21 protein-coding genes are annotated in these 22,008 nt (G+C 69.4%); 5 read left to right on the top strand and 16 right to left on the bottom strand.

Translation table 11 applies throughout. The annotated features are described in order from the left end of the window. A partial coding sequence (locus ABD151_RS18695) for a PfkB family carbohydrate kinase (protein ID WP_343996336.1) occupies positions 1 to 369 on the bottom strand: 369 nt, incomplete at its 3' end. A gap of 155 nt (positions 370 to 524) precedes the next feature. Here ABD151_RS18695 and ABD151_RS18690 point away from each other — a divergent pair. Next, positions 525 to 2,186, top strand: coding sequence for a DNA repair helicase XPB (locus tag ABD151_RS18690; protein ID WP_343996335.1), 1,662 nt, complete (start codon positions 525 to 527; stop codon positions 2,184 to 2,186). Positions 2,187 to 2,306: 120 nt separating this feature from the next. Here ABD151_RS18690 and ABD151_RS18685 read toward each other — a convergent pair whose 3' ends face one another. Next, the gene (locus ABD151_RS18685; protein WP_343996334.1) at positions 2,307 to 2,684 is read right to left on the bottom strand and encodes a nuclear transport factor 2 family protein; all 378 of its coding nucleotides are present in this window, start codon (positions 2,682 to 2,684) and stop codon (positions 2,307 to 2,309) included. Positions 2,685 to 2,845: 161 nt separating this feature from the next. On the opposite strand from ABD151_RS18685, the gene ABD151_RS18680 reads away from it, so the two are divergent. Further along, positions 2,846 to 4,321 carry a DUF6782 family putative metallopeptidase gene (locus ABD151_RS18680; protein WP_343996333.1) on the top strand — a complete coding sequence of 492 codons (1,476 nt, stop codon included), beginning with the start codon at positions 2,846 to 2,848 and terminating at the stop codon, positions 4,319 to 4,321. Positions 4,322 to 4,357: 36 nt separating this feature from the next. Here the strand turns inward: ABD151_RS18680 and ABD151_RS18675 are convergent, their stop codons facing one another. From ABD151_RS18675 to ABD151_RS18660, 4 genes are all read right to left on the bottom strand, one after another. Further along, on the bottom strand, positions 4,358 to 5,041 hold the full coding sequence (locus ABD151_RS18675; protein WP_343996332.1) for a copper homeostasis protein CutC: 684 nt from the start codon (positions 5,039 to 5,041) through the stop codon (positions 4,358 to 4,360). Positions 5,042 to 5,162: 121 nt separating this feature from the next. Beyond that, positions 5,163 to 5,894 (bottom strand): GntR family transcriptional regulator, encoded by a 732-nt coding sequence (locus ABD151_RS18670; protein ID WP_343996331.1) that lies wholly within the window; start codon positions 5,892 to 5,894, stop codon positions 5,163 to 5,165. A gap of 115 nt (positions 5,895 to 6,009) precedes the next feature. Next, entirely contained in the window at positions 6,010 to 8,562 is a 2,553-nt protein-coding gene (locus tag ABD151_RS18665; protein ID WP_343996330.1) for an ABC transporter permease, read from the bottom strand. After that, a complete protein-coding gene (locus ABD151_RS18660; RefSeq protein ID WP_343996329.1) occupies positions 8,562 to 9,329 on the bottom strand; it encodes an ABC transporter ATP-binding protein in 768 nt (255 codons plus the stop codon). Before ABD151_RS18660 ends, ABD151_RS18665 begins: the two co-directional genes overlap by 1 nt. 255 nt (positions 9,330 to 9,584) lie before the next feature. On the opposite strand from ABD151_RS18660, the gene ABD151_RS18655 reads away from it, so the two are divergent. After that, positions 9,585 to 10,247, top strand: a complete 663-nt coding sequence (locus ABD151_RS18655) for an alpha-ketoglutarate-dependent dioxygenase AlkB (RefSeq protein ID WP_343996328.1) — start codon at positions 9,585 to 9,587, stop codon at positions 10,245 to 10,247. 24 nt (positions 10,248 to 10,271) lie between these two features. Further along, complete coding sequence (locus tag ABD151_RS18650) at positions 10,272 to 10,625, top strand: hypothetical protein (protein ID WP_343996327.1); 354 nt, start codon at positions 10,272 to 10,274, stop codon at positions 10,623 to 10,625. Positions 10,626 to 10,685: 60 nt separating this feature from the next. Here the strand turns inward: ABD151_RS18650 and ABD151_RS18645 are convergent, their stop codons facing one another. The 10 genes from ABD151_RS18645 to ABD151_RS21960 are packed head-to-tail and all read right to left on the bottom strand — an operon-like array spanning position 10,686 to position 21,317. After that, complete coding sequence (locus ABD151_RS18645) at positions 10,686 to 11,189, bottom strand: hypothetical protein (protein WP_343996326.1); 504 nt, start codon at positions 11,187 to 11,189, stop codon at positions 10,686 to 10,688. Continuing rightward, complete coding sequence (locus ABD151_RS18640) at positions 11,186 to 11,830, bottom strand: hypothetical protein (RefSeq protein ID WP_343996325.1); 645 nt, start codon at positions 11,828 to 11,830, stop codon at positions 11,186 to 11,188. Before ABD151_RS18640 ends, ABD151_RS18645 begins: the two co-directional genes overlap by 4 nt. A gap of 35 nt (positions 11,831 to 11,865) precedes the next feature. Continuing rightward, on the bottom strand, positions 11,866 to 13,020 hold the full coding sequence (locus ABD151_RS18635; protein ID WP_343996324.1) for an MlaD family protein: 1,155 nt from the start codon (positions 13,018 to 13,020) through the stop codon (positions 11,866 to 11,868). Then, positions 13,020 to 14,321 carry an MCE family protein gene (locus ABD151_RS18630; RefSeq protein ID WP_343996323.1) on the bottom strand — a complete coding sequence of 434 codons (1,302 nt, stop codon included), beginning with the start codon at positions 14,319 to 14,321 and terminating at the stop codon, positions 13,020 to 13,022. Before ABD151_RS18630 ends, ABD151_RS18635 begins: the two co-directional genes overlap by 1 nt. After that, positions 14,318 to 15,361 (bottom strand): MCE family protein, encoded by a 1,044-nt coding sequence (locus tag ABD151_RS18625; RefSeq protein WP_343996322.1) that lies wholly within the window; start codon positions 15,359 to 15,361, stop codon positions 14,318 to 14,320. Before ABD151_RS18625 ends, ABD151_RS18630 begins: the two co-directional genes overlap by 4 nt. Next, positions 15,358 to 16,377 (bottom strand): MCE family protein, encoded by a 1,020-nt coding sequence (locus tag ABD151_RS18620; RefSeq protein WP_343996321.1) that lies wholly within the window; start codon positions 16,375 to 16,377, stop codon positions 15,358 to 15,360. The genes ABD151_RS18625 and ABD151_RS18620 overlap by 4 nt, the downstream gene beginning before the upstream one ends. Then, the gene (locus tag ABD151_RS18615; RefSeq protein WP_343996320.1) at positions 16,377 to 17,402 is read right to left on the bottom strand and encodes an MCE family protein; all 1,026 of its coding nucleotides are present in this window, start codon (positions 17,400 to 17,402) and stop codon (positions 16,377 to 16,379) included. Before ABD151_RS18615 ends, ABD151_RS18620 begins: the two co-directional genes overlap by 1 nt. Further along, positions 17,399 to 18,700: an MCE family protein gene (locus ABD151_RS18610; RefSeq protein WP_343996319.1), complete on the bottom strand. Its 1,302-nt coding sequence runs from the start codon at positions 18,698 to 18,700 to the stop codon at positions 17,399 to 17,401. The genes ABD151_RS18615 and ABD151_RS18610 overlap by 4 nt, the downstream gene beginning before the upstream one ends. Continuing rightward, a complete protein-coding gene (locus ABD151_RS18605; protein WP_343996318.1) occupies positions 18,697 to 19,533 on the bottom strand; it encodes an MlaE family ABC transporter permease in 837 nt (278 codons plus the stop codon). The genes ABD151_RS18610 and ABD151_RS18605 overlap by 4 nt, the downstream gene beginning before the upstream one ends. Positions 19,534 to 19,535: 2 nt before the next feature. Then, positions 19,536 to 21,317, bottom strand: coding sequence for an ABC transporter permease (locus ABD151_RS21960; RefSeq protein WP_425571950.1), 1,782 nt, complete (start codon positions 21,315 to 21,317; stop codon positions 19,536 to 19,538). Between the two features lie 285 nt (positions 21,318 to 21,602). Here ABD151_RS21960 and ABD151_RS18590 point away from each other — a divergent pair, with 285 nt between their 5' ends. Further along, positions 21,603 to 21,926 carry a DUF6907 domain-containing protein gene (locus ABD151_RS18590; protein ID WP_343996317.1) on the top strand — a complete coding sequence of 108 codons (324 nt, stop codon included), beginning with the start codon at positions 21,603 to 21,605 and terminating at the stop codon, positions 21,924 to 21,926. Positions 21,927 to 22,008: the final 82 nt, after the last annotated feature.

The following is a 22,008-nucleotide window of genomic DNA, read 5'->3' as shown; positions in this document are numbered from 1 at the left end:
GAGCGGGTCGGCGCCGACCGCGGCGACCAGCGAGGTCCGGGTGCCGAGGCGGGCCAGGTTCTCGGCGATGTTGCGTCCGACGCCGCCGGCCGCGAACGTGGTCGTGCCGGGGTTGCTGGTGCCGGGCTGGGCGGCCTTCGCACTGGTCGCCTTGATGTCCATGTTGGCGCCGCCGAGGACCACCACCGACGGCCCCTCGCCGAGCACGTAGCCGCGCCCGAGGATCGCGCCCTTCTTGCCCAGGTTCGACAGGTGCACGTTGACGGCGGCACGGGTGGTGCCGAGCGTCGCGGCGATGGCTGCGGAGTCCAACAGGGGGTTGCGGCGCAGCAGCGCCACGATCTCGCTCTCCCGTTCGGTCAGGTTCACACTTACTACAATAAGCATCCTTTATTGCACTTAGCAAGACCTGGGAGAGGGCGGCCCGCCGCCTCCCGGGGCGACATGCGTCCCGCGGGACGCATGACGTCCCGGGGCAGCGCGGACGGCGCAGCGTCTCACCCGCGCCCGCGTACGCTGGTCCGGTGAATGACGGCCCCCTGATCGTGCAGTCCGACAAGACCTTGTTGCTGGAGATCGACCACGAGCAGGCCGGCGAGTGCCGCCTCGCGATCGCCCCCTTCGCCGAGCTGGAGCGCTCCCCCGAGCATGTGCACACCTACCGGCTCACCCCGCTGGGCCTGTGGAACGCGCGGGCCGCGGGCCACGATGCCGAGCAGGTCGTCGACACCCTGCTCAAGTACAGCCGCTACCCGGTGCCGCACGCCCTGCTGGTCGACGTCGCCGAGACCATGGCGCGCTACGGGCGACTGCGCCTGGAGAAGCACCCCACCCACGGCCTGGTCCTCTCCTCCTCCGACCGGCCCGTGCTGGAGGAGGTGCTGCGCGCCAAGAAGATCAAGGGAATGCTCGGCGAGCGGCTCGACGACGACACCGTCGTGGTGCACGGCTCGGAGCGCGGCAACCTCAAGCAGGCGCTGCTCAAGCTCGGCTGGCCGGCCGAGGACTTCGCCGGCTACGTGGACGGCGAGGCGCATCCGATCGAGCTCGCCGAGGACGGCTGGGAGCTGCGCACCTACCAGCGCGAGGCGGCCGACGCGTTCACCGCCGGCGGCTCCGGCGTGGTGGTTCTTCCTTGTGGGGCAGGGAAGACGATCGTCGGCGCGGCAGCGATGGGACAGGCGAAGGCGACCACGCTGATCCTGGTCACCAACACCGTCTCCGCGCGCCAGTGGAAGGACGAGCTGATCAAGCGGACCTCGCTCACCGAGGACGAGATCGGCGAGTACTCGGGCGCCGTCAAGGAGATCCGGCCGGTCACCATCGCGACGTACCAAGTGCTGACCCTGCGCCGCAAGGGCGTCTATCCGCACCTCGAGCTGCTGGATGCCCGCGACTGGGGCCTGATCCTCTACGACGAGGTGCACCTGCTGCCCGCGCCGATCTTCCGGATGACGGCCGACCTCCAGGCGCGGCGGCGTCTCGGACTGACTGCGACGCTGGTGCGCGAGGACGGGCGCGAGGGCGACGTCTTCAGCCTGATCGGCCCGAAGCGCTACGACGCGCCCTGGAAGGACATCGAGGCGCAGGGCTGGATCGCACCGGCCGACTGCGTCGAGGTCCGGGTGACCCTGCCGTCGTCGGAGCGGCTGGCCTACGCGACCGCCGAGCCCGAGGAGCGCTACCGCCTCGCTGCCTGCACGCATCACAAGATCGACGTCGTGCAGCAGCTGATCGCGCAGCATGCCGGCCAGCCGACCCTGGTGATCGGGCAGTACATCGACCAGCTCGACGAGCTCGCTGCGACCCTGGACGCCCCGATGATCAAGGGAGAGACGTCGGTCAAGGAGCGCCAGCGTCTCTTCGACGCCTTCCGCTCCGGCGAGATCGGCACCCTGGTCGTCTCGAAGGTCGCAAACTTCTCGATCGACCTGCCCTCGGCGGAGGTGGCGATCCAGGTCTCCGGCTCGTTCGGCTCGCGCCAGGAGGAGGCCCAGCGTCTCGGCCGACTGCTCCGCCCCGGCGAGCCCGGCCCCGACGGCGAGCGCAAGGTCGCGCACTTCTACACGATCGTCTCCCGCGACACCGTCGACGCCGAGTTCGCCCAGAACCGCCAGCGCTTCCTCGCCGAACAGGGCTACGCCTACCGGATCGTCGACGCCGACGACCTTCCTTCCCGCTCCTGACTCATCCACCGTCACCCCCGGGCAGTCCCTGACGTTTCGCCCCTCGACACGCCGCATCTGGGGCGAAACGTCAGGGACTATCGGGAAGAGGGCAGGAGAGGGCGCCGTCATCCACAGGCGTCAGGACATCTCGACGTCGGTCTCCGGGGACCAGTAGGCCTTCATCGAGGTGATCAGGCCGGCGTCGTCGAAGGTCATCACCTCGATCGCGGAGACCTTCATTGCGGAGTCGGGGAGCTTGGTGACGACGTCGAAGGCGAACGCCACGGCCGCGTCACCTGAGGCGCGCACCTCGCGCAGGTTGGTGCTGATCTCCATCGACTCGAAGCTGCGATAGAACGCGCCGATCTCCTCGCGCCCGACCTTCGGCTCGGTGCCGACCGGGTCCTCGAGCGTCCCGTCGGGCGCATAGAGCGCCATGATCTCGTCGGCCGTGCCGCTCGAGACCAGCTTCAGGTACTGCTCCACGATCGCCTTGCGCTCGTCCACGCTCGCCATCTCGTCGATCCTCTCAGAATAAGAACACGTTCTAGGTTCACGCAGCGTACCGGGCCGGGCCGTCCGCCGTCACCGACTTGCCCAGCCCACGTCCGAACAGCCGACGACCGATCAGCCACACTTCCCCTGCCCCGCGGTGCGGCTCCCTCTACCCTTCCTACGTGTCCCACTTCCCCGCAGCACCGCCCCTCCCGACGCCGCCCTCTCCCGAGCCCGCGCGACGCCGCTGGCTGTGGCCCGCGGCAGGCGCCGCGTTGCTGGTGGTGGTCGTCGGCCTCGGCGCCGTCACGGCCTACCAGTACCTGGCCGGCGACGACGCCGGCCCGCCGCACCCCGAGGCCTGGGACAGCCGGGTCGCGCCGTACGCCGAGCAGGTGGAGAAGCTGCGCGGGCTCGACTTCAAGCAGCCGGTCTACGTCGACTTCCTGAGCACCAAGGAGTTCAAGGCGAAGGTCGAGGTCGACGACGAGGGCCTCGACGAAGAGGAGCGCACCGAGATCGAGCAGTACGAGGGCATGCTGCGCGCACTCGGCCTGATCGACGCGAAGGTCGACATCGTCAAGGCGATGAGCGACAACAGCACCGGCGGCACCCTCGCCTACTACGACCCCGAGGACGAGCGGATCCGGATGCGCGGGCGCGAGCTCACCCCGGCCAGCACCGCGACGCTCGTCCACGAGCTGACCCACGCCCTGCAGGACCAGCACTTCGACCTCGAGTCGAAGCTCGATGACGACGACGCCACCCAGGCATCGATGCATCGCGCGGTCGCCGAGGGCGACGCGTCGCGGATCGAGCACCTCTGGGTCAACGACCTGCCCGCCAAGAAGCGCGCAGCAGTGGAGAAGGCCCAGCAGCGGACCTACGAGCAGGGCATGAAGGAGCTCGCCGGCGTGCCCGCCTTCGTACAGGCGGTGGCCGGAGCGCCGTACGCCTTGGGCGAGCCGCTCTCCACGTTGGCCACCGCCGCCGAAGGCCTCAAGGGCGCCAACGACCTCTTCGACGACGCGCCCACCAACGACGAGCACCTGCTCAAGCCGCTGAGCTGGCTCAACGACAAGGAGAAGGCCAAGAAGGTGCCCGAGGTCGAGCTCGCGAAGGGCGAGAGCGCGATCGAGGACGCCGACGGCGAGTTCGGCGCACTCGGCTGGCTGTTCACCCTCGCCGAGCGGGTCCCGGTGCTGACCGCGCTGGACGCCGCCGACGCCTGGGGAGGCGACCACTACCGCTCCTACACGAGCAAGGGTCGCGTCTGCGTGCGCGCGCACTTCACCGGTGACGACGCCTCCGGGACCGCGCTGATGAAGTCAGCGCTGACCACCTGGGTCGCCCGGGCTCCGCGGGGCACCGCCAGCCTCACGCAGGTCGAGGACCACCTCGTCTTCACCTCGTGCGACCCCGAGAAGGCGACCACCCGCAGCTCCGAGGCCTCGCTCGATGCGCTGACCCTGGCCGCCACCCGCTCGACGCTGGCCGCGCAGGGAGCCGAGGCACCCGGGATGAGCGACACGATCGCCTGGTGCTTCGCCGACAACGTGGTCCACCGGCTCAGCATCGAGCAGCTGACCTCCGACGAGCTTCCGCCGGGCTTCGAAGAGACGATGACCGAGATCGCGATGGACTGCCGGGCCTCCTGAGTCGAGCACCGGGCCACCGAGGCGATACCGCCTGCCTCAGCGGACGCCGTCGAGCAGCAGCCGCCAGGAGCGCACATGGCCCGCGTCGACGTCGGCGCGGTACGAACCGCTCGGCCGCGCCTGCACGCCCACATGGAACTGCCGCACGCCGGCCCGCACCAGCCACGGCACCTGCTCGGCGACCAGCCCCCGGCCGGGGAGCAGCACCGCAGCCGCCGCCGGATCGGCCTGGGCCAGCTCCAACAGCTCGTCGTAGCCGACGCCGAGGCCGCGCGGTGAGCCGGACGCGAAGACGGCATCGCAGCCGGGCAGCTGACGCAGTTCACGCCAGGCCCGGGAGGTCTCCAGGCAGTCGTCGATCGCGTCGCTGAAGGTCCACGGCACACCGGGGTTCGCCTCGGCGAGACCGCCACAGACCTGGAGGTCGATGCCGAGCTCGGCATCGAGGAAGCCGAACATCACACCCTCGGCACCCAGTGCCACGTACTCGCCGATCAGGCCGGACAGCCGGGCGAACTCTCCCCCGGTCGTCGTCCTGCTGTCGTTGAGGCGGAGCACCACGCGGACCGGGACCGAGGACTCCCGGATCACCGCCAGCGTCTGCTTGAGGTCCGGCGACAGCCCGGTCGCGGTGGTGAGCAGCAGCCGGTCGGCACCGCCCTCGACAGCGCCGACGACGTCACGCACCTGGCGCACCTCGACCTCGAGCAGCAGCGACATGGCCGCAGCCTAGTGGCTCGCGACGCGCGTTCGCGGGCAACACCACGAGCGATCCACCGCCACACCGCACACCACGGCGCACCACAGCTCTGCGCCGCGCACCCCGCGCGGCGGAGCAGGCTCAGGCCTCCGCGCCCTCGCCGGCGAACTGCACCCACATGGTGAACCGGTCGGCGCGGTAGGTGGCGCGGGAGACCTCGACGATCTTGTCGCCGCAGACGGCGCGGCGTGCGACCCGGAGCACGGGCGAGCCGACCGGGACCTCCAGCATCTCCGCCTCCTCGCCGGTGGCGACGTCAGCGGTGATGGAGTCCTCGGCGAAGCTCGGGTGCAGGCCACGACGACGCAGCGCGTCGTAGAGGCTGGTGGGGGTGCCGGACTGTAGGAAGCCGGGCAGCAGGACCTCGGAGAGGAAGGCGTCCTCGATGCACATCGGGGTGGCGTCGGCGCGGCGCAGCCGCTTCCAGTGGATGACCGGGTCGCCCTCGGTCAGGTTGAGCACCCGGGCGATGCCGGGGCCGGCCTTCTCGATCCGGGCGATCAGGGTCTGCGACTCGGCGAGCATGCCGCGCGCCTGCATCTCCTCGGTGTAGCCACGCAGGGCACCGACCCGGGTCCGCGGCCGGGCGACATAGGTGCCCTTGCCGGGGATCCGCTCGAGCAGCCCTTCGGCCACCAGCGCGTCGATCGCCTGACGGACCGTCATCCGCGCGACGCCGAAGCGCTGCACCAGCTCACGCTCCGAGGGGGCCGGCGCGCCGACCTCGGCGCCGCTGATCAGCCCGCGAACGTACTCCCGCACGGCGACATGCTTCAGCCCCGTTACGTTGGTCAGTACCCCCAGATCACTCACGATTGTGAGTTTAGGAGGAGCTGGACCGCGCTCGCGAGCCCCCAGTCCCGATATGACCCAGACGGACTACGGACCTCGGCCGTTCGGCCTGGGACGGTCCTAGTTAAATATGGGACTAATCGGTAGCAATGGCATCAAGTACATCCAGCTTGGCGGCGCGCCGGGCCGGGAAGACCGCCGCCAGCACCCCGATCACCAGGGACAGTGCCAGGAACGATGCCACGGCCGGCCACGGGACGGCGATCACCTCGAGGCCCTGCGAGGCAAGGTCTTTGAGGAGCACATACCCGAAGACCAGGCCGAGCACGACGCCCAGAACCGCGCCCAGGAACGAGATCACGATCGACTCGAGCCGGATCATCAACCGCAGCTGCCGTCGCGAGAGGCCGATCGCTCGGAGCAACCCGATCTCCCGGGTCCGCTCGATCACCGACAGCGCCAGCGTATTGACGATGCCGAGCACGGCGATCAGCAGCGCTAGCGCGAGCAGGCCGTAGATCAGGGCCAGGATCTGGTCGATCGGCCCACGCGCTTCCTCCGCCAGTCCCTCCTGATCCTTGATCGAGATCAGCTTCTGCTGCTCGGTGAGGGCATCCAATGCCGCCCGCACCTGCGCGCGGTCGGCAGCCGGATCCAGCCGGATCATCACGTAGTTGTCGACCGGCCGGAAGCCCAGCTCCTGCAGGGCCGGCAGGCCGACCACCCACGCATCGCCGAACAGCTCGTTGTCGCGGTAGATGCCCGCGACGCGGAGCTTCGCCTCCCCCACCGGAACGTCGAGGCGCAGCGTGTCGCCGACCGCCAGGTCCTCGTCGCTCGCCTCGCTCTCGGAGAGCAGCACCGCATCCGTGTCGTCGACGGCGTCGAGCCGCCCGGAGACCATCTCCACCTTCACGCCGACACCGATGCTCTCCGGCTCGATGCCCTGCAGGATGCCCAACCCGCCGTCCGGTCGCTCGACGAACTGGACCCGCACCCGGGTCAGCGCGTCGACGCCGTCGATCGCGGCCGCCTCGTCGGCGATGCTCGGCGAGAAGGCGGCACCGAAGACGTTGGAGATCACGTAGTCGCCGACGAAGTTCTCCGCCACCGCCCGGTCCACGCTGGCCTTGGCCGAGGAGCCGAGCATCGCCATCAGCGTGCACAGAGTGAGCCCGATCATCAGCGCCGACGCCGTGGCCGCGGTGCGCCGCGGGTTGCGCAGCGAGTTCTGCCCGGCCAGCCGGCCCACCGCACCGAAGAGCCGCGAGAAGACGGTGTCCGCGGCATGCAGCAGCGGCCGGGAGATCACCGGACTCGCGGTGGCCACGCCGAGCAGCACCGCGAACGCCCCGACGCCGAGCACGTAGCCCGACTTGGGCACATCACCGAACAGGGCAAGGGCGATCGCCACCGCGCCGAGCACGATCGCAATCACCGCACCCACGAGCCGCCGCTGGATGCTCGCCTCCGGCAGGGCGACGTCGTCGCGCAGCGCGGCGATCGGCGCGATCCGGCCGGTGCGCCATGCCGGGATGGCGGCCGCGACCATGGTCACCACGATCCCGATCGCATACGCGAGCACCACCGTCAGCGGCTCGAAGACCATCGGCGTGCTGCCCAGGTCCAGGCCGAACCGCTCGAAGCCGAGCCTGATCCCGTAGAAGAGCAGGACGCCGAGGCCCAGGCCCAGGCTCGCTCCGACTACGCCGAGCACGAACGCCTCGAAGAGCACCATCGCCTTGACCTGACGCCGCGATGCGCCGAGCGCGCGCAGCAGCGCCAGCTCCCGGCTGCGCTGGGCGACCAGGATCGAGAAGGTGTTCACGATCAGGAAGGAGCCGACGATGAGCGAGATCACCGCGAAGATCAACAGGAAGGTGGTCAGGAAGCCGATCTGGTCGAGCAGTCCGGTGGCGGCCTCGTCCGCGGCGTCGTCGCCGGTGACCGCCTCCACGCCGCCAGGCAGGACGACGGCGACCCGGTCACGCAGCTCCTCCTGGGTGACGCCCGGCTCGGCCGTCACCCAGTAGTCGTTGTAGACGTTCTCCCCACCGAGGAAGAGCTTCTGCGCACTGCGGGTGTCGAAGGCGGTGAAGGTGGCGCCGTTGAGCGAGCCGCCCTCGCTGAACCCCAGGATGCCGACCAGCTCGGCGCGCAGCGAGGCCACCTCGCCGGTGCTGGCCAGCTCGACGGTGTCGCCGATCCGGTAGCCCGCCTTCTCCGCCGTGGCCTCATCGAGCGCGATCTCCTCGAGCGTCTCCGGCGCCCGGCCGTCCAGCAGCTCGATCGCCTTGAGCCCATGCCCAGCAGGAGCGTCGGAGAAGTTGCCGGCGATCGCCGGCGGCCCGTTGCCACCGATCGGGTCGCCATCCTTGCTGATCACGTAGACGCCGAGGGCCGTGACGTTCCCGTCCACCCGCGCGGCGCCGTCGACCTTCTCCAGCCTGGCGCGCATCGCGGCCGGCAGCGTGATCGCGGACGGCGAGCCGTCGGCCGCCACGCCGCCCTCAGGGCGCACCACCACATCGCCCACGGTGCTCGCGAAGATCGCCGTGAAGGATCGGTTCAGGGTGTCGCCGAAGACCAGCGAGCCGGTCACGAACCCGACGCCGAGCACGATCGCGAAGGTGCTCATCAACAGGCGCAGCTTGCGCCCGAGCAGGCTCTTGATCGAGGCCCGCAGCATCAGCGCGTCCCGTCGGCCTGCATCCGCGGCGCCGTCATCGAGGCCATGATCTCCAGCACCCGCTCGCGATTGGGCTCGCGCAGCTCGTCGACCACCTTGCCGTCTGCCAGGAAGACCACGCGATCGGTGTAGGCGGCGGCGACCGGGTCATGGGTGACCATCACGATGGTCTGACCGTGCTCGTCGACGCTGCGTCGTAGCAGGTTGAGCACCTCGGCACCGGAGTGCGAGTCGAGGTTGCCGGTGGGCTCGTCGGCGAAGACGATGGCCGGCCGACTCACCAGCGCCCGAGCCACGGCCACCCGCTGTTGCTGGCCCCCGGAGAGCTGGTTGGGCTTGTGGCCCAGCCGGTCGCCCAGGCCGACGGTCTCGATCACGGTGTCGAACCAGCCCGGGTCGGATCGGCGCCCCGCGATGTTGAGCGGGAGGGTGATGTTCTCCTTGGCGGTGAGGGTCGGCACCAGGTTGAAGGACTGGAAGATGAACCCGATCTGGTCGCGGCGCAGTCGGGTCAGCTCGTTGTCGCCGAGTGCGCTCAGCTCGACGTCACCGATGTAGACCTGGCCGGCGTCCGCCACGTCGAGCGCCGCGCAGCAGTGCATCAGCGTCGACTTGCCCGAGCCGCTCGGCCCCATCACCGCCGTGAACTCACCCTCGGCGAGCTCCAGGGTGACGTCGTCCAGGGCACGCACCAACGCCGCTCCGGTGCCGTAGGTCTTGCTCACGTTCACAACTCGGGCAGCCGGCTGACGCGTCGGGTCGCTCATGCACCTCAACCTAGGCGAAGAGTGACTCACCTCACTCCCCATTTCGTCACCTTTGCCCGGTACCCCTCCGGATAGTCCCTGACGTTTTCGTGGTTTTTCGGGCCCAAAACCACGAAAACGTCAGGGACTATCCCCCGGTGCGGCGGATGAGTAGCAGGGCGGGGAGGGGCGACACACGCCAGAAGGGATCGAACAATTGTTCGAGGGATCGGGTAGCGTGGCAGGTCCAAAGAAGTTGCGAGCGGGAGGACGGCGATGGCCACCATCGAGGTGCAGGGCACGCTGTTCGACGCGTTGGCGAGCGAGACGGCGAGCGCACCGAGCCCGCGGGCGGGGCAGCCCGCCCTCACCTCCCTGACGGCGGTGCGGCGCACGCATCTGAGCGCCGGTGCCTGGGTCGACGTGCGGCCCAACTGGTTCGTCGGCGCGGACGACGTCTACGCCGCCCTGCTGGCCGAGGTGCCGTGGCGCGCCGAGCGGCGCACGATGTGGGACTCGGTGGTCGACGTCCCGCGACTGGTGCATACCTATGCGGCCGGCGACAAGCTCCCACATGCGGCGCTCGCCGCCGCCCGGGAGGCGCTGAGCGCGCACTACCTCGCCGAGCTCGGTGAGGAGTTCATGACGGCGGGCTGCTGCAACTACCGCGACGGCAACGACTCGGTCGCCTGGCACGGCGACACCATCGGGCGTGGTCGCACCGAGGACACGATGGTCGCGATCGTCTCGTTCGGCAACCCGCGCAAGCTCGCGCTGCGCCCGCGCGGCGGCGGGCGCTCGATCGGCTTCACCATGGGTCACGGCGACCTGCTGGTGATGGGAGGCTCCTGCCAGCGCACCTGGGAGCACGCGGTGCCCAAGGTCGCCAACGCCGGGCAGCGAGTCTCCGTGCAGTTCCGGCCGGCCGGAGTCTTCTAACCAGTCGCGAGCCACAATGGCCAGATGACCGACTTCCTGATGTCTGCACGCGCCCTCGTGATGCACGACCTCGAGGCAACCGGCACCGCATCACCGGACGTCGTCTCCCTGCTCGAGGACATCCTGGTCAATCGCCGCTGGTGGTCCGACCAGTGGCCGGCGGGGCGTCAGTACCTGGACGGCCTGGTCGCTCAGGACCTCCAGGACGAGCTGCTCGAGCGCCGCGGCCGCTGGCCCGTGTGCCCGCGCTGCGACGACGCCCTGCATGCCCTCTACATCCATCCCGAGCTGGGCGGCCCGGACCCGGTCTGGGTCTGCGAGGACTCCGGCACCGTGGTCGCCGCGCTCGGCGACCTCGGCACCGCACCCGCCCCGTAGCGTGATGCGTCGTGAGCAAGCGAGTGCTCGCCACGCATCACGCCCGCCGGGCGAGCGGCCCTATAGCGTGTCGAAGTGCGCCACGCGCCACGCGCCGCCGACCAGGCGCAGCTGCACCGTCAGCATCGCCGCGGAGACCGTGACCTCACTGTCGGTCGAGCGCTCGCTGCGCTGATCCAGGAACATCAACAGCTCGGCACTGTCGTCGGTCAGGCTCTTCACGCCGGTCGCCGAGACCTCGGCACTGAGCGTGAGCTTCTGGCCGGGCGCCTGGTCGAGCAGCGTCTTCAGCAGGACATCGAACTCCTGACGGGCGTCGCCGACGAGGAAGTCGTCCGCCGCCGCCTGGATCGCGTCGGGAGCCGTGTAGTCGTAGCTGAAGACGGAGGTCAGCGCCACCGAGGCGTCACGGATGACCGCCTCGCTGGCCGCCTCGTCGATCAACGCCTGATTGGCGGGCGGGTCGTCGCGCCCGACCACCCAGCCGCGCACGAAGAAGCCGACGCCGACGGCGAGCAGCAGGAGCGCGACGCCGAGCACGGCGTGCCTACGGATCTTGCTCACTTGAGGTTCACCCCCACCTGGCTCAGGTTCTCGACCAGCCAACGGCCGTTGACCAGGACCAGGTCGGCACCGAACCGGTTGCGCTTCTTGACGGGCTCCGCGTCCGGATCGGCGGCGGTGACCACCTCGGTCTCGATCGCGGCGATCACGGTGGCGGTCCGCTCCCCCAGCTCGGTGACGGCGAGGCTGAGCACCCGGCCCGTGCTCTTGGCCTGGGCATCGACGATGGCCTGGCGGTCCTCGGCAGTCAGCTCGGCGAACTGGTCACCGAGCACGCCGATCGAGACCTCCTGCCACGCGGCCAGATGCTCCTCCGCCTTCTCGTAGTCCATGGTCTGCAAGGTCTCGAGGTTGCTGGTCGCCGCCACCACGACGGCGTCGCGACGCTCGGCGCGGGCGGCGTCCGGGTCCGGCTCGGCAGAGCGCCAGAACTGCACGCCGAGCACGAGCACGACGAGCCCGGCCGCGAGCAGCGCCCACGGCACCCAGCCCGGAAGCAGCGAACGCGACTCCGAGTCGGTGGTCTCCGTCGACGCGGCGGCCTCGGCAGAGACCCTCTTCTCGTCGACCGTCGTCTCGGCGTCCTCGGTGGTCACGGCGGTGTCGCCGCTCTCCTCCACCTCGGGCTCTGCGTCGGCCATCTCCACTCCCCGATCAGCCTGGTGCATATCGCGGCTCATCGTCCCATCAACTTACTGAGATCGTCGGCGACACGGAGGTTCACCCGGACCTTCTTCTCCTTGACGCTCTTCGGTCCGCGGACGGCCGTGCCGCTGGACGGCGCGACGTCGCAGCCGGCCATCAGGTTGAACGGCTCGCCCTTGCTGGTGTCCAGACCCGGGCGGACCGTGGTGCCGCCGTAGCCGGTGGTGCAGGCCTTGGGATCGAAGTAGGTCTGCGCGAGACCGAAGTTCAGGCCCTGCGACCCGTTGACCGCCCAGCCGATGCTCATCGCCTCGGGCAGGTTGATCATCGAGTTGCGCACGCCGGCTGCGTTGATGCCGAAGACCTGGGCCGGCGTCACCAAGTTGGCCATCAGGTCACCCAGCGGCCCCCCGACCTGCTGGATGACCTTCTGGAACTCACGGGCCACCTGAGGCGTGTTCTCGATCAGCTCGCGCAGCTCGGCGTCGGAGTCCTCCATCGCCTTGGCGAAGACCGCGAGGTCCTTGCTGAAGGCGCGGATGCTCTCCTGCGAGGCGAGTTGCGTGTCGAGCACCTGACCCGAGTTGCGGATCAGCGACGCGGTGACCACGAAGTTGGCCTCCGCGGTCTCGGCGAACGACGACAAGGTGGTGTTGAGCTGCCGCAGCGGCTCGGCGCCGTCACGGGTCCACTCGTAGGTCTCGTCGATCACCGTGGCGAGATCGTCACGAGGAACCGAGGAGAGGAACGAGCGTCCGCTGGTCAGCAGCTCGTCGATCGGGGGCGGCAGCATCGCGTCGGTGGCGTCGATCCGGTCGCCGTCGGCGAGCTTGTCGCCGCCGGTGCCCTGACCGGCGAGGTCGAGGTACTGCTCGCCGATGGCGGAGCGGTTGGCCACGGTGACCGCGGCATCGGCCGGGATCTCAGGGCCGCCGCCGTCGAGGCGGAGCACCACCTCGACGCCGTCCGAGGTGGCCCGCAGGCTGTCGATGCGGCCTACGGGCACACCTCGGTAGGTGACCTCTCCGTTCTCGAAGAGGCCACCGGCCTCGGTCAGCTGGACCGAGACCCGGTAGTCGCCGCCGAAACTGCCGACTCCGAGGTACTTGACCGCGAGGTACGTGGTGGCGAGCAGTCCGACGATGACGAACGCCGTCAGCTTCACCCGCACAGATCTGCTGAGCACTACTCCCCACCTCCCGTCACGGTCTCCGTCGGTTGGGCAGGGTGGGAGGGGGAGGGCGACGACGTCGTGGGCTCGCCGGAGGGTGAGATGGTCACCGTCGGCGAGGGCAGGCCCGGCAGGGCCGTGTCGGTGGGCGTGAGCAGCGTGGGCGGCGGCCCCGAGGGGGTCGCCTTGTCCTTCGGCTTCTTGGTGTCGGGGCCTGGATCGGTGAGGCCCGGGAAGTCATCCCAGTCCAGACCGGGCGCGACTCGAGTGCTGGCCCGCGGGGCTCCGCTGCTGGAGCCGGGCTGCGGCCAGGAGCAGGAGAACGCCGCGCAGCCGTCCGGCGTGCGGAAGTTGGTCACGATGAATCCGTTGAAGTAGTCGCCCTTGATCGCTTCCAGGACGGAGTCGGGGAACGGGTAGGTGAGCAGGATCTGCAGCGACTCGGGCAGATCGGCGCCGGCCTTGGCCAGCTGCTCAAGGATCGGCTCCAGCGCCTTGAAGTCCGCGATGATGTCCTTCTGCGCGGTGTTCAGGGTGTCGACGGTGACCTTGGACAGCTTGTCGAGCGAGGTCAGCATGGCGACCAGCTGCTTGCGCTGGTCGACCAGCACCTGCATGCCGGGACTGAGGTCTTCGAGCGCCGTCACGATCTTCTCCTTGTCCGCCTGCAGGGACGCGCCGAGTCGATCCAGTCCGTCGAGCGCCGCGGTCAGCGACTCCTTGCGGTCGTCGAGCCCACTCACGAAGGTGTTGATCCGGCGCAGGAAGGCCTTGATCTCGTCCGGCCGTCCGGCCGAGACCTTCTGCAGCTCCTTCGAGATCTCCTGGAACTGGCCGACGCCGCCGCCGTTGAGCACCAGCGAGAGCGCACCGAGCACCTCCTCGACCTCGGCGGCGTGCGAGGTGTCCGCGATGCCGAGGTGCGCGCCGTTGCCGAGCTTGGTGGCGGTGGGCGCGGTCGGCCGGAGCAGGGCGACGAACTTCTCGCCGAGCAGGGAGGTCTGCTGCAGCCGGGCGCCGGTGCCCTCGGGAAGCTGGGCGTCGCGGTTGATCTTGAGCTCCACCCGGGCGCTGTGGCCGTCCTTGTTGAGGGTGATCCGGGTGACCTGGCCGACCTCGACGTTGTCGACCTTGACGCTCGACTGCGGCACCAGGTCGAGGACGTCCTCGAAGTCGGCGGTCATCGTGATCGGGTCGCTGCCCAGGTCCGCGCCACCGGGCAGGTCGGTCTCGTAGACCCCGCCGCCGACCAGCCCGCAGCCGGTCGCCGTGACGCCGAGGACGGCGGCGGCGCTGATCAGTCCTAGCCGCTTCACTGGGCGTCCTTCTCTCCGTCGAGCATCACCGGCGGCGACGACGTCGAGGTGCGCCCGGTGAGACCGTCGTTGGTCCACAGCGCGATCTCGTTCAGGTTGCCGCGCCCGTGCAGCGTGTTCGTGTCGGGGTCGTAGGCCTTGATGAAGTTCTGCAGCAGCAGCGGCACCGTGCGCACCGTCTCCTCCAGCGACTTGCGCTGCTTGACCAGCACCTCGGTGGGGCCCTGCAGGTTCTTCACGCTCGTGTTCAGGTTGTCGCGGTTCTCGCGGATGAAGTCGTCGAGCACCACGAACGCGTCGGCCAGGTTGGCGGCGGCATCGGCGATGTCGTCCTTGTCCTCGGCCAGGTACCGGGTGACGGCGGCGAACCGCTTGTTCATCGAGGCCACGTCGGAGTCGTTGTCCTTGAGCATCGTGTTGAACTTCTCGAGGTTCGCCAGCGTCGCGAAGAACTCCTCGTCGATGCCGTCCAGGGTGGCGGCGGCATCGCCGAACTCCCGGAACATCTGGTTCAGGTCGGCGCCCTGCCCCTCGAGGTTCTCGGCCGCCACCGAGAGGAACTTCGACAGCGCGCCGTTCTTGTTGGCGCCGTCAGGGCCGAGCTGGTCGCTGACGTCGATCAGGCTGCGGTACAGGTCGTCGATCTCGACCGGGACCGCGGTCCGCTCGAGCTCGATCACCGCGCCGCTCTTGAGCTTCGCGCCGTCGGTCCACGGCTCGGTGAGCTGCACGTAGCGGTCGCTGACCACGGTGGGGGCGACGATCACGGCGGCGGTGGAGGCGGCGACGTCGTACTCCGGGTCGACCTCCATCGTCACCTTCACCCGGCCGTCCTGGGGATCGACGCTGGTGATGTGGCCGACGGGCACCCCGAGCACCTGCACGTCGTTGCCGGGGTAGAGGCCGACCGACTTGGTGAAGTAGGCGGTGACCTCGGTCGGCTCGTCGGCGAGCACCGTGCGCTGCAGGGCGAAGCCCGAGACGCCGAGGACGACGACGGCCGCGATCGCGATCCGTCCGGTGCGGCGGGAGATCCTCATCGTCCGCCTCCCTTCTGAGGTGCACAGTTGCGCAGTGCCTCGGCGTCCAGCAACGGCGCGCCGTCGGGACCGAAGAGGCCACAGATGTAGGACTCCAGCCAGCGCCCGTTGCCGGTGGCCGAGGTCAGGACCCGGTAGTAGGGGCCCATCTTCTTGAGCGCCGAGCTCAGGTTCGCCTCGTTGCGCTGCAGGATCGCGGAGACCTTGTCGAGCTTGGCCAGCGCGGGGGCGAGCGTCTTCTGGTTGTCGGCGACCAGGCCGCGCACCTGGGTGCCCAGGTTGGCGGTGCCCTGGAGCATCGCCTTGACCGCATCACGCCGGTTCTCCAGCTCGGCCATCAGGTCGTTGCCGTCGCTGATGATCTTGGCGAACTCGTCGTTGCGCTCGGCCAGGGTGCCGGTGACGCTGGTGGTCGAGGTCAGCAGCTCGGAGAGGTCGTCGTCGCGGGTGGAGATGGTGCGCGAGAGCGCGCTGAGACCGTCGACCAGCTCGCGCACCGCGGGCGGCGTGTTCTCGAAGGCGGTGGAGAGGACGTCAAGGCTCTCCTCGAGCTGCTCGGTGTCGATCTCGTGGATCTCGTCGGAGACGTCGGAGAAGGCCTTGTTGACGTCGTAGGGGGTGGTGGTCCGCTCCAGCGGGATCGCGCTGTTCAGCTCTCCCCCGCCGGCCGGGCGGATGTCGAGGAACTTCTGCCCCAGCAGGGTCTTGACGCTGATCCCGGCAGAGGTCTGGTCGCCCAGCTCGACGTCCTTGACCCGGAAGGTCACCTTCACCTTGTCGCCCTCGAGGCCGAGCTTGGTGACCTCACCGACCTTGACCCCGGAGACCCGGACCTCGTTGCCCTCGCGCAGCCCACCGGACTCCGCGAAGTAGGCGGTGTGCGTGTCACCGCCGCCGATGATCGGCAGCGAGGCGGCGTTGAAGGTAGCGAAGAAGACGGCGCCCATGGCGAGCAGGCCGACCAGCGCGATCATCACCTTGTTGCGTTCAGCGAACGACAGAGGATGGCGTGCCATCAGCGGCACCTCCCCGCGACCGGCTTGACGCCGAGATCGCCGTAGTAGCCCTCAGGCATCGGAATCCGTCCCTTGATGGAGCAGAGGTAGACGTTGAGCCAGGACCCGTAGCTGGCGGTCCGGCCGATGGTGTCGAGCTTGACCGGCAGGGTCTCGAAGAAGCTGTCGAGCACCGACTCGGAGTCGGCGAGGTTCTCGGAGAGCTCACCGAGGGCGTTGATCGACCCCTTGAGGGCCGGGCGCGTGCCTTCGAGGAGACCGGCGACGCTGGTGGTCAGGCCGCCCAACCCCTCCAGCGTGCTGCCGATCACGGCGCGGTCCTCGGCCAGGCCGCTGACCAGCTGCTGCATCGTGGTCAGCGTGGTGGAGAGGTCCTCCGAGCGAGTGTCGACGGTGTCGAGGACGTCGGTCAGCGACGCGATCAGGCTGCCGATCACCTCGTCGCGCCCGGCCAGCGTGCGGCTCAGGCTGGCCGTGCTGGAGAGCAGGCCCTCCATCGTGGCACCCTCGCCCTGGAAGACGGAGATGATCTGCGCGCTGAGGTTGTTCACCTGCTCGGCGTCGAGCAGCTTAAGCAGCGGCTGGAAGCCGTTGAAGAGCACGGTGAGGTTCAGCGCAGGCTTGGTGTCCTCGACCTCGAACGTGTAGCCGTCCTTGAGGTCCGGGCCCGGCGTGGCCGAGGGCATCAGGGTGATGTAGCGCTGGCCGACCATGTTGCGGAAGCGCAGCTCGGCGGTCATCCCCTCACGCATCGGGGCGACGTCGTTCACCTCGAAGGTGACCTCGCCGAGGTTGTCCTTGCCGACCTCGATCTTCTTCACGGTGCCGACCCGGACGCCGGCGATGCGGACGTCGTCGCCCTTGTTCAGGCTGGTGACGTCGGTGAACATCGCGGTGTAGGTGCGGTGGGCGTCGCCGCTGCTGTTGCTGATCGTGGCCGCCAGCGCGGCGGTGGCCAGCAGCGTGGCGATCGTGAACACCAGGCTCTTGATCAGCACCGGTGCCAGGGACGTGGTCTTGCTCATCGCAGGCTCACCTTCGCTCCACGCAGCACGGGGCCCAGCAACAGGCTCGACCACTGCGGGTAGTCGGCTGGCGCCATGCCCACGGTGGGCGCGACCAGCTCGGCGATCAGTCGGTTCTCGGACGGGGAGTTCGCATCCCCCAGACCGGTGGCGGCGCTCAGCACCTCGGGCGAGAAGCGCCGCGGCGGCGTCGGGATGTTGGTCGGCGCGACCTGCTCGTCGGTGGCGCTGGAGCCACGGGTGGCCGGGTCGCCGGTGACGTAGGGGCACCGGGCCTTGCCCTCGGTCGGGAAGGTCGGCGCGTCCTTGCCGGCCAGGTACTTGCCGCGGCTCTTCACCACGCTCAGCCGCACGTGCAGGCCGGGCTCGTCGGTGCCGGCACCGAGCACCTTGTCCATGGCCGGACGGAACTTGTTGGCCGAGCGCAGGATGCAGGGGAACTGGTTGGCGAACGGGCGGACCGCCTCGAGTGCGGCGCGGCTCTCCGCCGACAGCACCTCGATGGTCTGCTGGTTCTCGTCCATCCAACCGGTGACGTCGGTGGAGCTGCTGATCACCGAGGCGAAGACGGTGGTCAGGTTGTCGTTCTGGTCGACCAGCATCTTCGAGGTGGTGGCCATCGACTCGACCGCCTCCAGCAGGTCGGGCGCGGCCTCGGCGTAGACGTCGGCGACCTCGCCGAACTTGCCGAGGCTCTCCGCCATCTCGGGCACCAACGGGTTGAGCTTCTCGAAGTAGTTGCTCCAGGAGACCATCATCGTGCCGAGGTCCTCGCCCTGGCCGCGCAGCATCAGCGTCATCTCGCCGAGCGCGGCGGAGAGCTTGTCGGGCTTGATCGCCTGCAGCATCGGCAGCAGCTCATCGAAGACCTCCTGCAGCTCGACCGCCTCGGCGGAGGCGTCCTCCCGGATGGTGTCGCCGTTGGCGAGGCCACCGTCGCCGTCGAACGCCTCCTGCAGCGAGACGTAGCGCTCGCCGAAGAGGGTCTTGGGCAGCAGCCGGGCCACGGTGTCGGGCGACAGCTTCTCCGCGGTCTCCGGCTGCAGCGCCAAGGTGAGCGTGGCGCCGTCGTCGGAGGACTCGATCTTGGAGACGCGCCCGACCGGGACGCCGTTGAGCTTCACGTCGGAGCCGGTCTGCAGCGAGTTGCCGAGCTTGCCGGTCTGCAGGGTGACGTCGACGCTCTTGGTGAAGGTCTGGTTGTAGGCCGCCAGCGCGCCGAGCAGCAGCGCGCCGATCAGGACGGCGTAGCCCAGGCCCAGCAGGATGTCAGGCACCCGGCTCTTGTGCGGACTCATCCGGCGATCCTTACGGTGGTGGAGGTGCCCCACAGCGCCATCGAGAGCACCAGGTCGAGCACGGCGACGGTCACGATGCTGCGCCGGACGGCGGTGCCCACCGCCACGCCGACGCCGGCCGGTCCGCCGGTGGCGGTGAAGCCCAGACGGCAGTGGATCAGGATGATCAGCACCGCGAAGACCAGGACCTTGGCGAACGACAGCAGGATGTCGATCGGCGGCAGGAACAGGTTGAAGTAGTGGTCGTAGGTTCCCGCCGACTGGCCGTAGAAGTAGACGGTGATGATCCGCGAGCCGGCGTAGGAGGTGAGCAGGCCGATCACGTAGAGCGGGATGATCGCCACGAAGCCGGCCACCACGCGGGTGCTGACCAGGTAGGGCACGCTGGGCACCGCCATCGCGGTGAGTGCGTCGACCTCCTCGTTGACCTGCATCGCGCCGAGCTGGGCGGTGAAGCCGGAGCCGACGGTGGCCGAGAGGGCCAGCGCCGCGACCAGCGGCGCGATCTCACGGGTGTTGAAGTAGGCGGAGATGAACCCGTTCAGGGTGGCGGTGCCGATCTGGTCGAGGGCCGCGTAGCCCTGCATGCCGACCACGGTGCCGACGAAGAGCGTCATCCCGAGCATCACGCCGATGGTGCCGCCGATGACGGCGAGCGCACCGGAGCCGAAGCTGACCTCGGAGAGCAGCCGCAGCACCTCGCGCGGGTAGCGCACGACGGTGGTCGGGATCCGGATCAGGACCTGGATGTGGAAGCGGAGTGCCTCACCGAGGGAGGCGAGCCGGGAGGCCGGAACGTCGCGGAGCCGGGCGAGGCCCGAGAGCTCGATCATGCTCAGGCCCCCTTTCCGGGCACGAGTTGCAGATAGAGGGTGGTGATCACGAAGTTGACGAAGAAGAGGAGCAGGAAGGTGATCACCACGGACTGGTTGACCGCGTCGCCGACGCCCTTGGGGCCGGGTGCGGTGTTGAGCCCGCGGTAGCAGGCGACGACGCCGGCCACGAAGCCGAAGATGACGGCCTTGATCTCACCGACCCACAGGTCGGAGATCTGCGCGAGCGCGGTGAAGCTGGAGAGGTAGGCGCCGGGCGTTCCGCCCTGGACCACCACGTTGAAGAAGTAGCCGCCGAGGACGCCGACCACCGAGACCAGGCCGTTGAGCAGGACCGCGGCCAGCACACAGGCGATCACCCGGGGCACGACCAGGCGTTGCACCGGCGAGATGCCCATCACCCGCATCGCGTCGATCTCGTCGCGGATCCGTCTGGTGCCGATCTCGGCGCAGATCGCCGCGCCACCGGCACCCGCGATGACCAGGGTGGTCACGATCGGTGCGGCCTGTTGCACCACCGCCAGGACGCTGGCGGCGCCGGTGAAGGACTGGGCGCCGATCTGGACGGTGAGGGTGCCGAGCTGGAGCGCGATCACCGCTCCGAACGGGATCGCCACCAGCATCGCCGGGATCCAGGAGACGCTGACCACGAACCAGAACTGCTCGAGGGTCTCGCGGGCCGCGAAGGGACGCTTGAAGGTCTCCCGGATGGTGTCGAGGGCGAGCGCGAAGAGGTCGCCGACGCCGGTCAGGGCGCGGGTGGCCAGCCCCCGGGTGGGTACCGGTCGTTCTCGGTCGCTCTCCTCGTCGTCGGCGACATAGAGTCGCGCGGCGCCGCTGGCGACCCGCTCGCGGTGGCGGTCGCCGCCGGCCCGGGGCATCCCGGTGCGCGGCGAGAGCTGACGCGGGAGCACCTCGATCGGGCGCGCTCCGGCGTGCCGCGACAGCAGGGCGGTGGCACCGCCGGGCTGGCCGGCCAGGTCGAACTCGTCGTAGGCGTCGACGTCGGTGGTGCTGTGGTCGGTCTCCTCGCTCATCCCGATCGGGCCGTCCGGGTCGCCGCTCATGAACTGGCTGACGACCGGGTGGTCGGTGAGCAGGAACTCCTCGCGCGGGCCGAACATGACCAGCTCGCGGCGGTAGAGCATGCCGAGGTTGTCCGGCAGGGTGCGGGCCAGCTCGATGTTGTGGGTGACCACCAGCATCGTGGTGTCGGTGGCGGCGTTCACCTCCATCAGCAGCTGGGCGAGGTTGGAGGTGCGGACCGGGTCGAGGCCGGAGTCCGGCTCGTCGATCAGGATGATCTCCGGGTCGGTGACCAGCGCCCGGGCCAGGCCCGCGCGCTTCTTCATGCCGCCGGAGATCTGGCCCGGGAGCTTGTGCTCCTGGCCGGCCAGGCCGACCAGGCCGAGCTTCTCCATCACCAGGTCGCGGACCTTCGCCTCGGGCAGCTTGGTGTGCTCGCGCAGCGGGAAGGCGACGTTGTCGTAGACGTTCATCGACCCGAAGAGGGCGCCGTCCTGGAAGAGCACGCCGAACTTCTTGCGCAGCTCGAGGCGCTGAGACTCACGCGAGGAGACCATGTCGACGCCGTCGATCAGGATCTCGCCCTCCTCGGGCTCCAGCAGCCCGATCAGTGCCTTAAGGAAGACCGACTTGCCGGTTCCCGACGGGCCCAGCAGCGCCGTGATCTCCCCTGGAGGCAGGGTGAGTGTCACGTCGTGCCAGATGTTCTGACGCCCGAAGCTCTTGGTGAGCCCCGTGACCTCGACGAGTCCGCCCATCGTTTCCCTCTCGGTTCAGTGCAGGACGGCGAGGAGACCCTCGCCGTTTGACTGACCGTATGCGTGATCGGAGTCACCACAAGGGGTTTGGGCGGCAGAAAAGGGCATCTCGGAACAGGAAGTCCCAAGACTTGTGATCTGGTTGACAAGATCCTGCGCCCGAAGTCGGTCGATACTGATCGGGATCGCGCCCCGGTGGCGGCTCCGACCGCCCCGCCTCCCATGCTGCCCGGCCCGGGCATGGCGCGTGGCCGAAACCGCCCGAACCGCCCGAACAGGAGCGACATGGGACGAACTCCCCCATGGCAAGACGACCCCTGCCCCGCGTGGTGCGTCTCCGAGCACGATGCGGACGACCTTCCCGAGGACCGGTTCCACGACAGCTCCGCCACCTCGCTGCCGGTGATCGTCCGTGGGCGTCTCGGGCTCCCGCGCACCCGCGGCGTCGACGTCGTCCTCACCATGACCCGCGAGGCCGGGACCCGCGAGGACTGGCTGCATGTCTCGGCGCCGGAGGCCGGCCTGCGCGGCTTCACCCTCACCGCGGAGAGCGCCCGGCGCCTGGGGCAGGCGTTGATCGAGGCCACCGACTCCGCCGGCGCCACGTGACGCGCCACGGTTCTCCGCGCCTGCACGTGGCCCTCTTGCCCTCCACAGTGCCTGTGTTGGAAGAGATTTCCCTGCGATACCG

This window comes from Nocardioides dubius, from assembly GCF_039528155.1.
In the GTDB taxonomy this organism is placed as follows: Bacteria; Actinomycetota; Actinomycetes; order Propionibacteriales; family Nocardioidaceae; genus Nocardioides; species Nocardioides dubius.
The sequence above is the reverse complement of the archived record's forward strand: the minus strand, read 5'-3'. Positions and strand labels throughout refer to the sequence as shown.

What these genes read in the sequence shown, in the direction of transcription:
- ABD151_RS18685 (WP_343996334.1), bottom strand. Translation starts at nt 2,684, where the DNA reads ATGGCGAGCGTGGACGAGCGCAAGGCGATCGTGGAGCAGTACCTGAAG.
- ABD151_RS18675 (WP_343996332.1), bottom strand. Translation starts at nt 5,041, where the DNA reads ATGTCGCTGCTGCTCGAGGTCGAGGTGCGCCAGGTGCGTGACGTCGTC.
- ABD151_RS18665 (WP_343996330.1), bottom strand. Translation starts at nt 8,562, where the DNA reads ATGCTGCGGGCCTCGATCAAGAGCCTGCTCGGGCGCAAGCTGCGCCTG.
- ABD151_RS18660 (WP_343996329.1), bottom strand. Translation starts at nt 9,329, where the DNA reads ATGAGCGACCCGACGCGTCAGCCGGCTGCCCGAGTTGTGAACGTGAGC.
- ABD151_RS18655 (WP_343996328.1), top strand. Translation starts at nt 9,585, where the DNA reads ATGGCCACCATCGAGGTGCAGGGCACGCTGTTCGACGCGTTGGCGAGC.
- ABD151_RS18650 (WP_343996327.1), top strand. Translation starts at nt 10,272, where the DNA reads ATGACCGACTTCCTGATGTCTGCACGCGCCCTCGTGATGCACGACCTC.
- ABD151_RS18640 (WP_343996325.1), bottom strand. Translation starts at nt 11,830, where the DNA reads ATGGCCGACGCAGAGCCCGAGGTGGAGGAGAGCGGCGACACCGCCGTG.
- ABD151_RS18625 (WP_343996322.1), bottom strand. Translation starts at nt 15,361, where the DNA reads ATGAGGATCTCCCGCCGCACCGGACGGATCGCGATCGCGGCCGTCGTC.
- ABD151_RS18620 (WP_343996321.1), bottom strand. Translation starts at nt 16,377, where the DNA reads ATGGCACGCCATCCTCTGTCGTTCGCTGAACGCAACAAGGTGATGATC.
- ABD151_RS18615 (WP_343996320.1), bottom strand. Translation starts at nt 17,402, where the DNA reads ATGAGCAAGACCACGTCCCTGGCACCGGTGCTGATCAAGAGCCTGGTG.
- ABD151_RS18610 (WP_343996319.1), bottom strand. Translation starts at nt 18,700, where the DNA reads ATGAGTCCGCACAAGAGCCGGGTGCCTGACATCCTGCTGGGCCTGGGC.
- ABD151_RS18605 (WP_343996318.1), bottom strand. Translation starts at nt 19,533, where the DNA reads ATGATCGAGCTCTCGGGCCTCGCCCGGCTCCGCGACGTTCCGGCCTCC.
- ABD151_RS21960 (WP_425571950.1), bottom strand. Translation starts at nt 21,317, where the DNA reads ATGGGCGGACTCGTCGAGGTCACGGGGCTCACCAAGAGCTTCGGGCGT.
- ABD151_RS18590 (WP_343996317.1), top strand. Translation starts at nt 21,603, where the DNA reads ATGGGACGAACTCCCCCATGGCAAGACGACCCCTGCCCCGCGTGGTGC.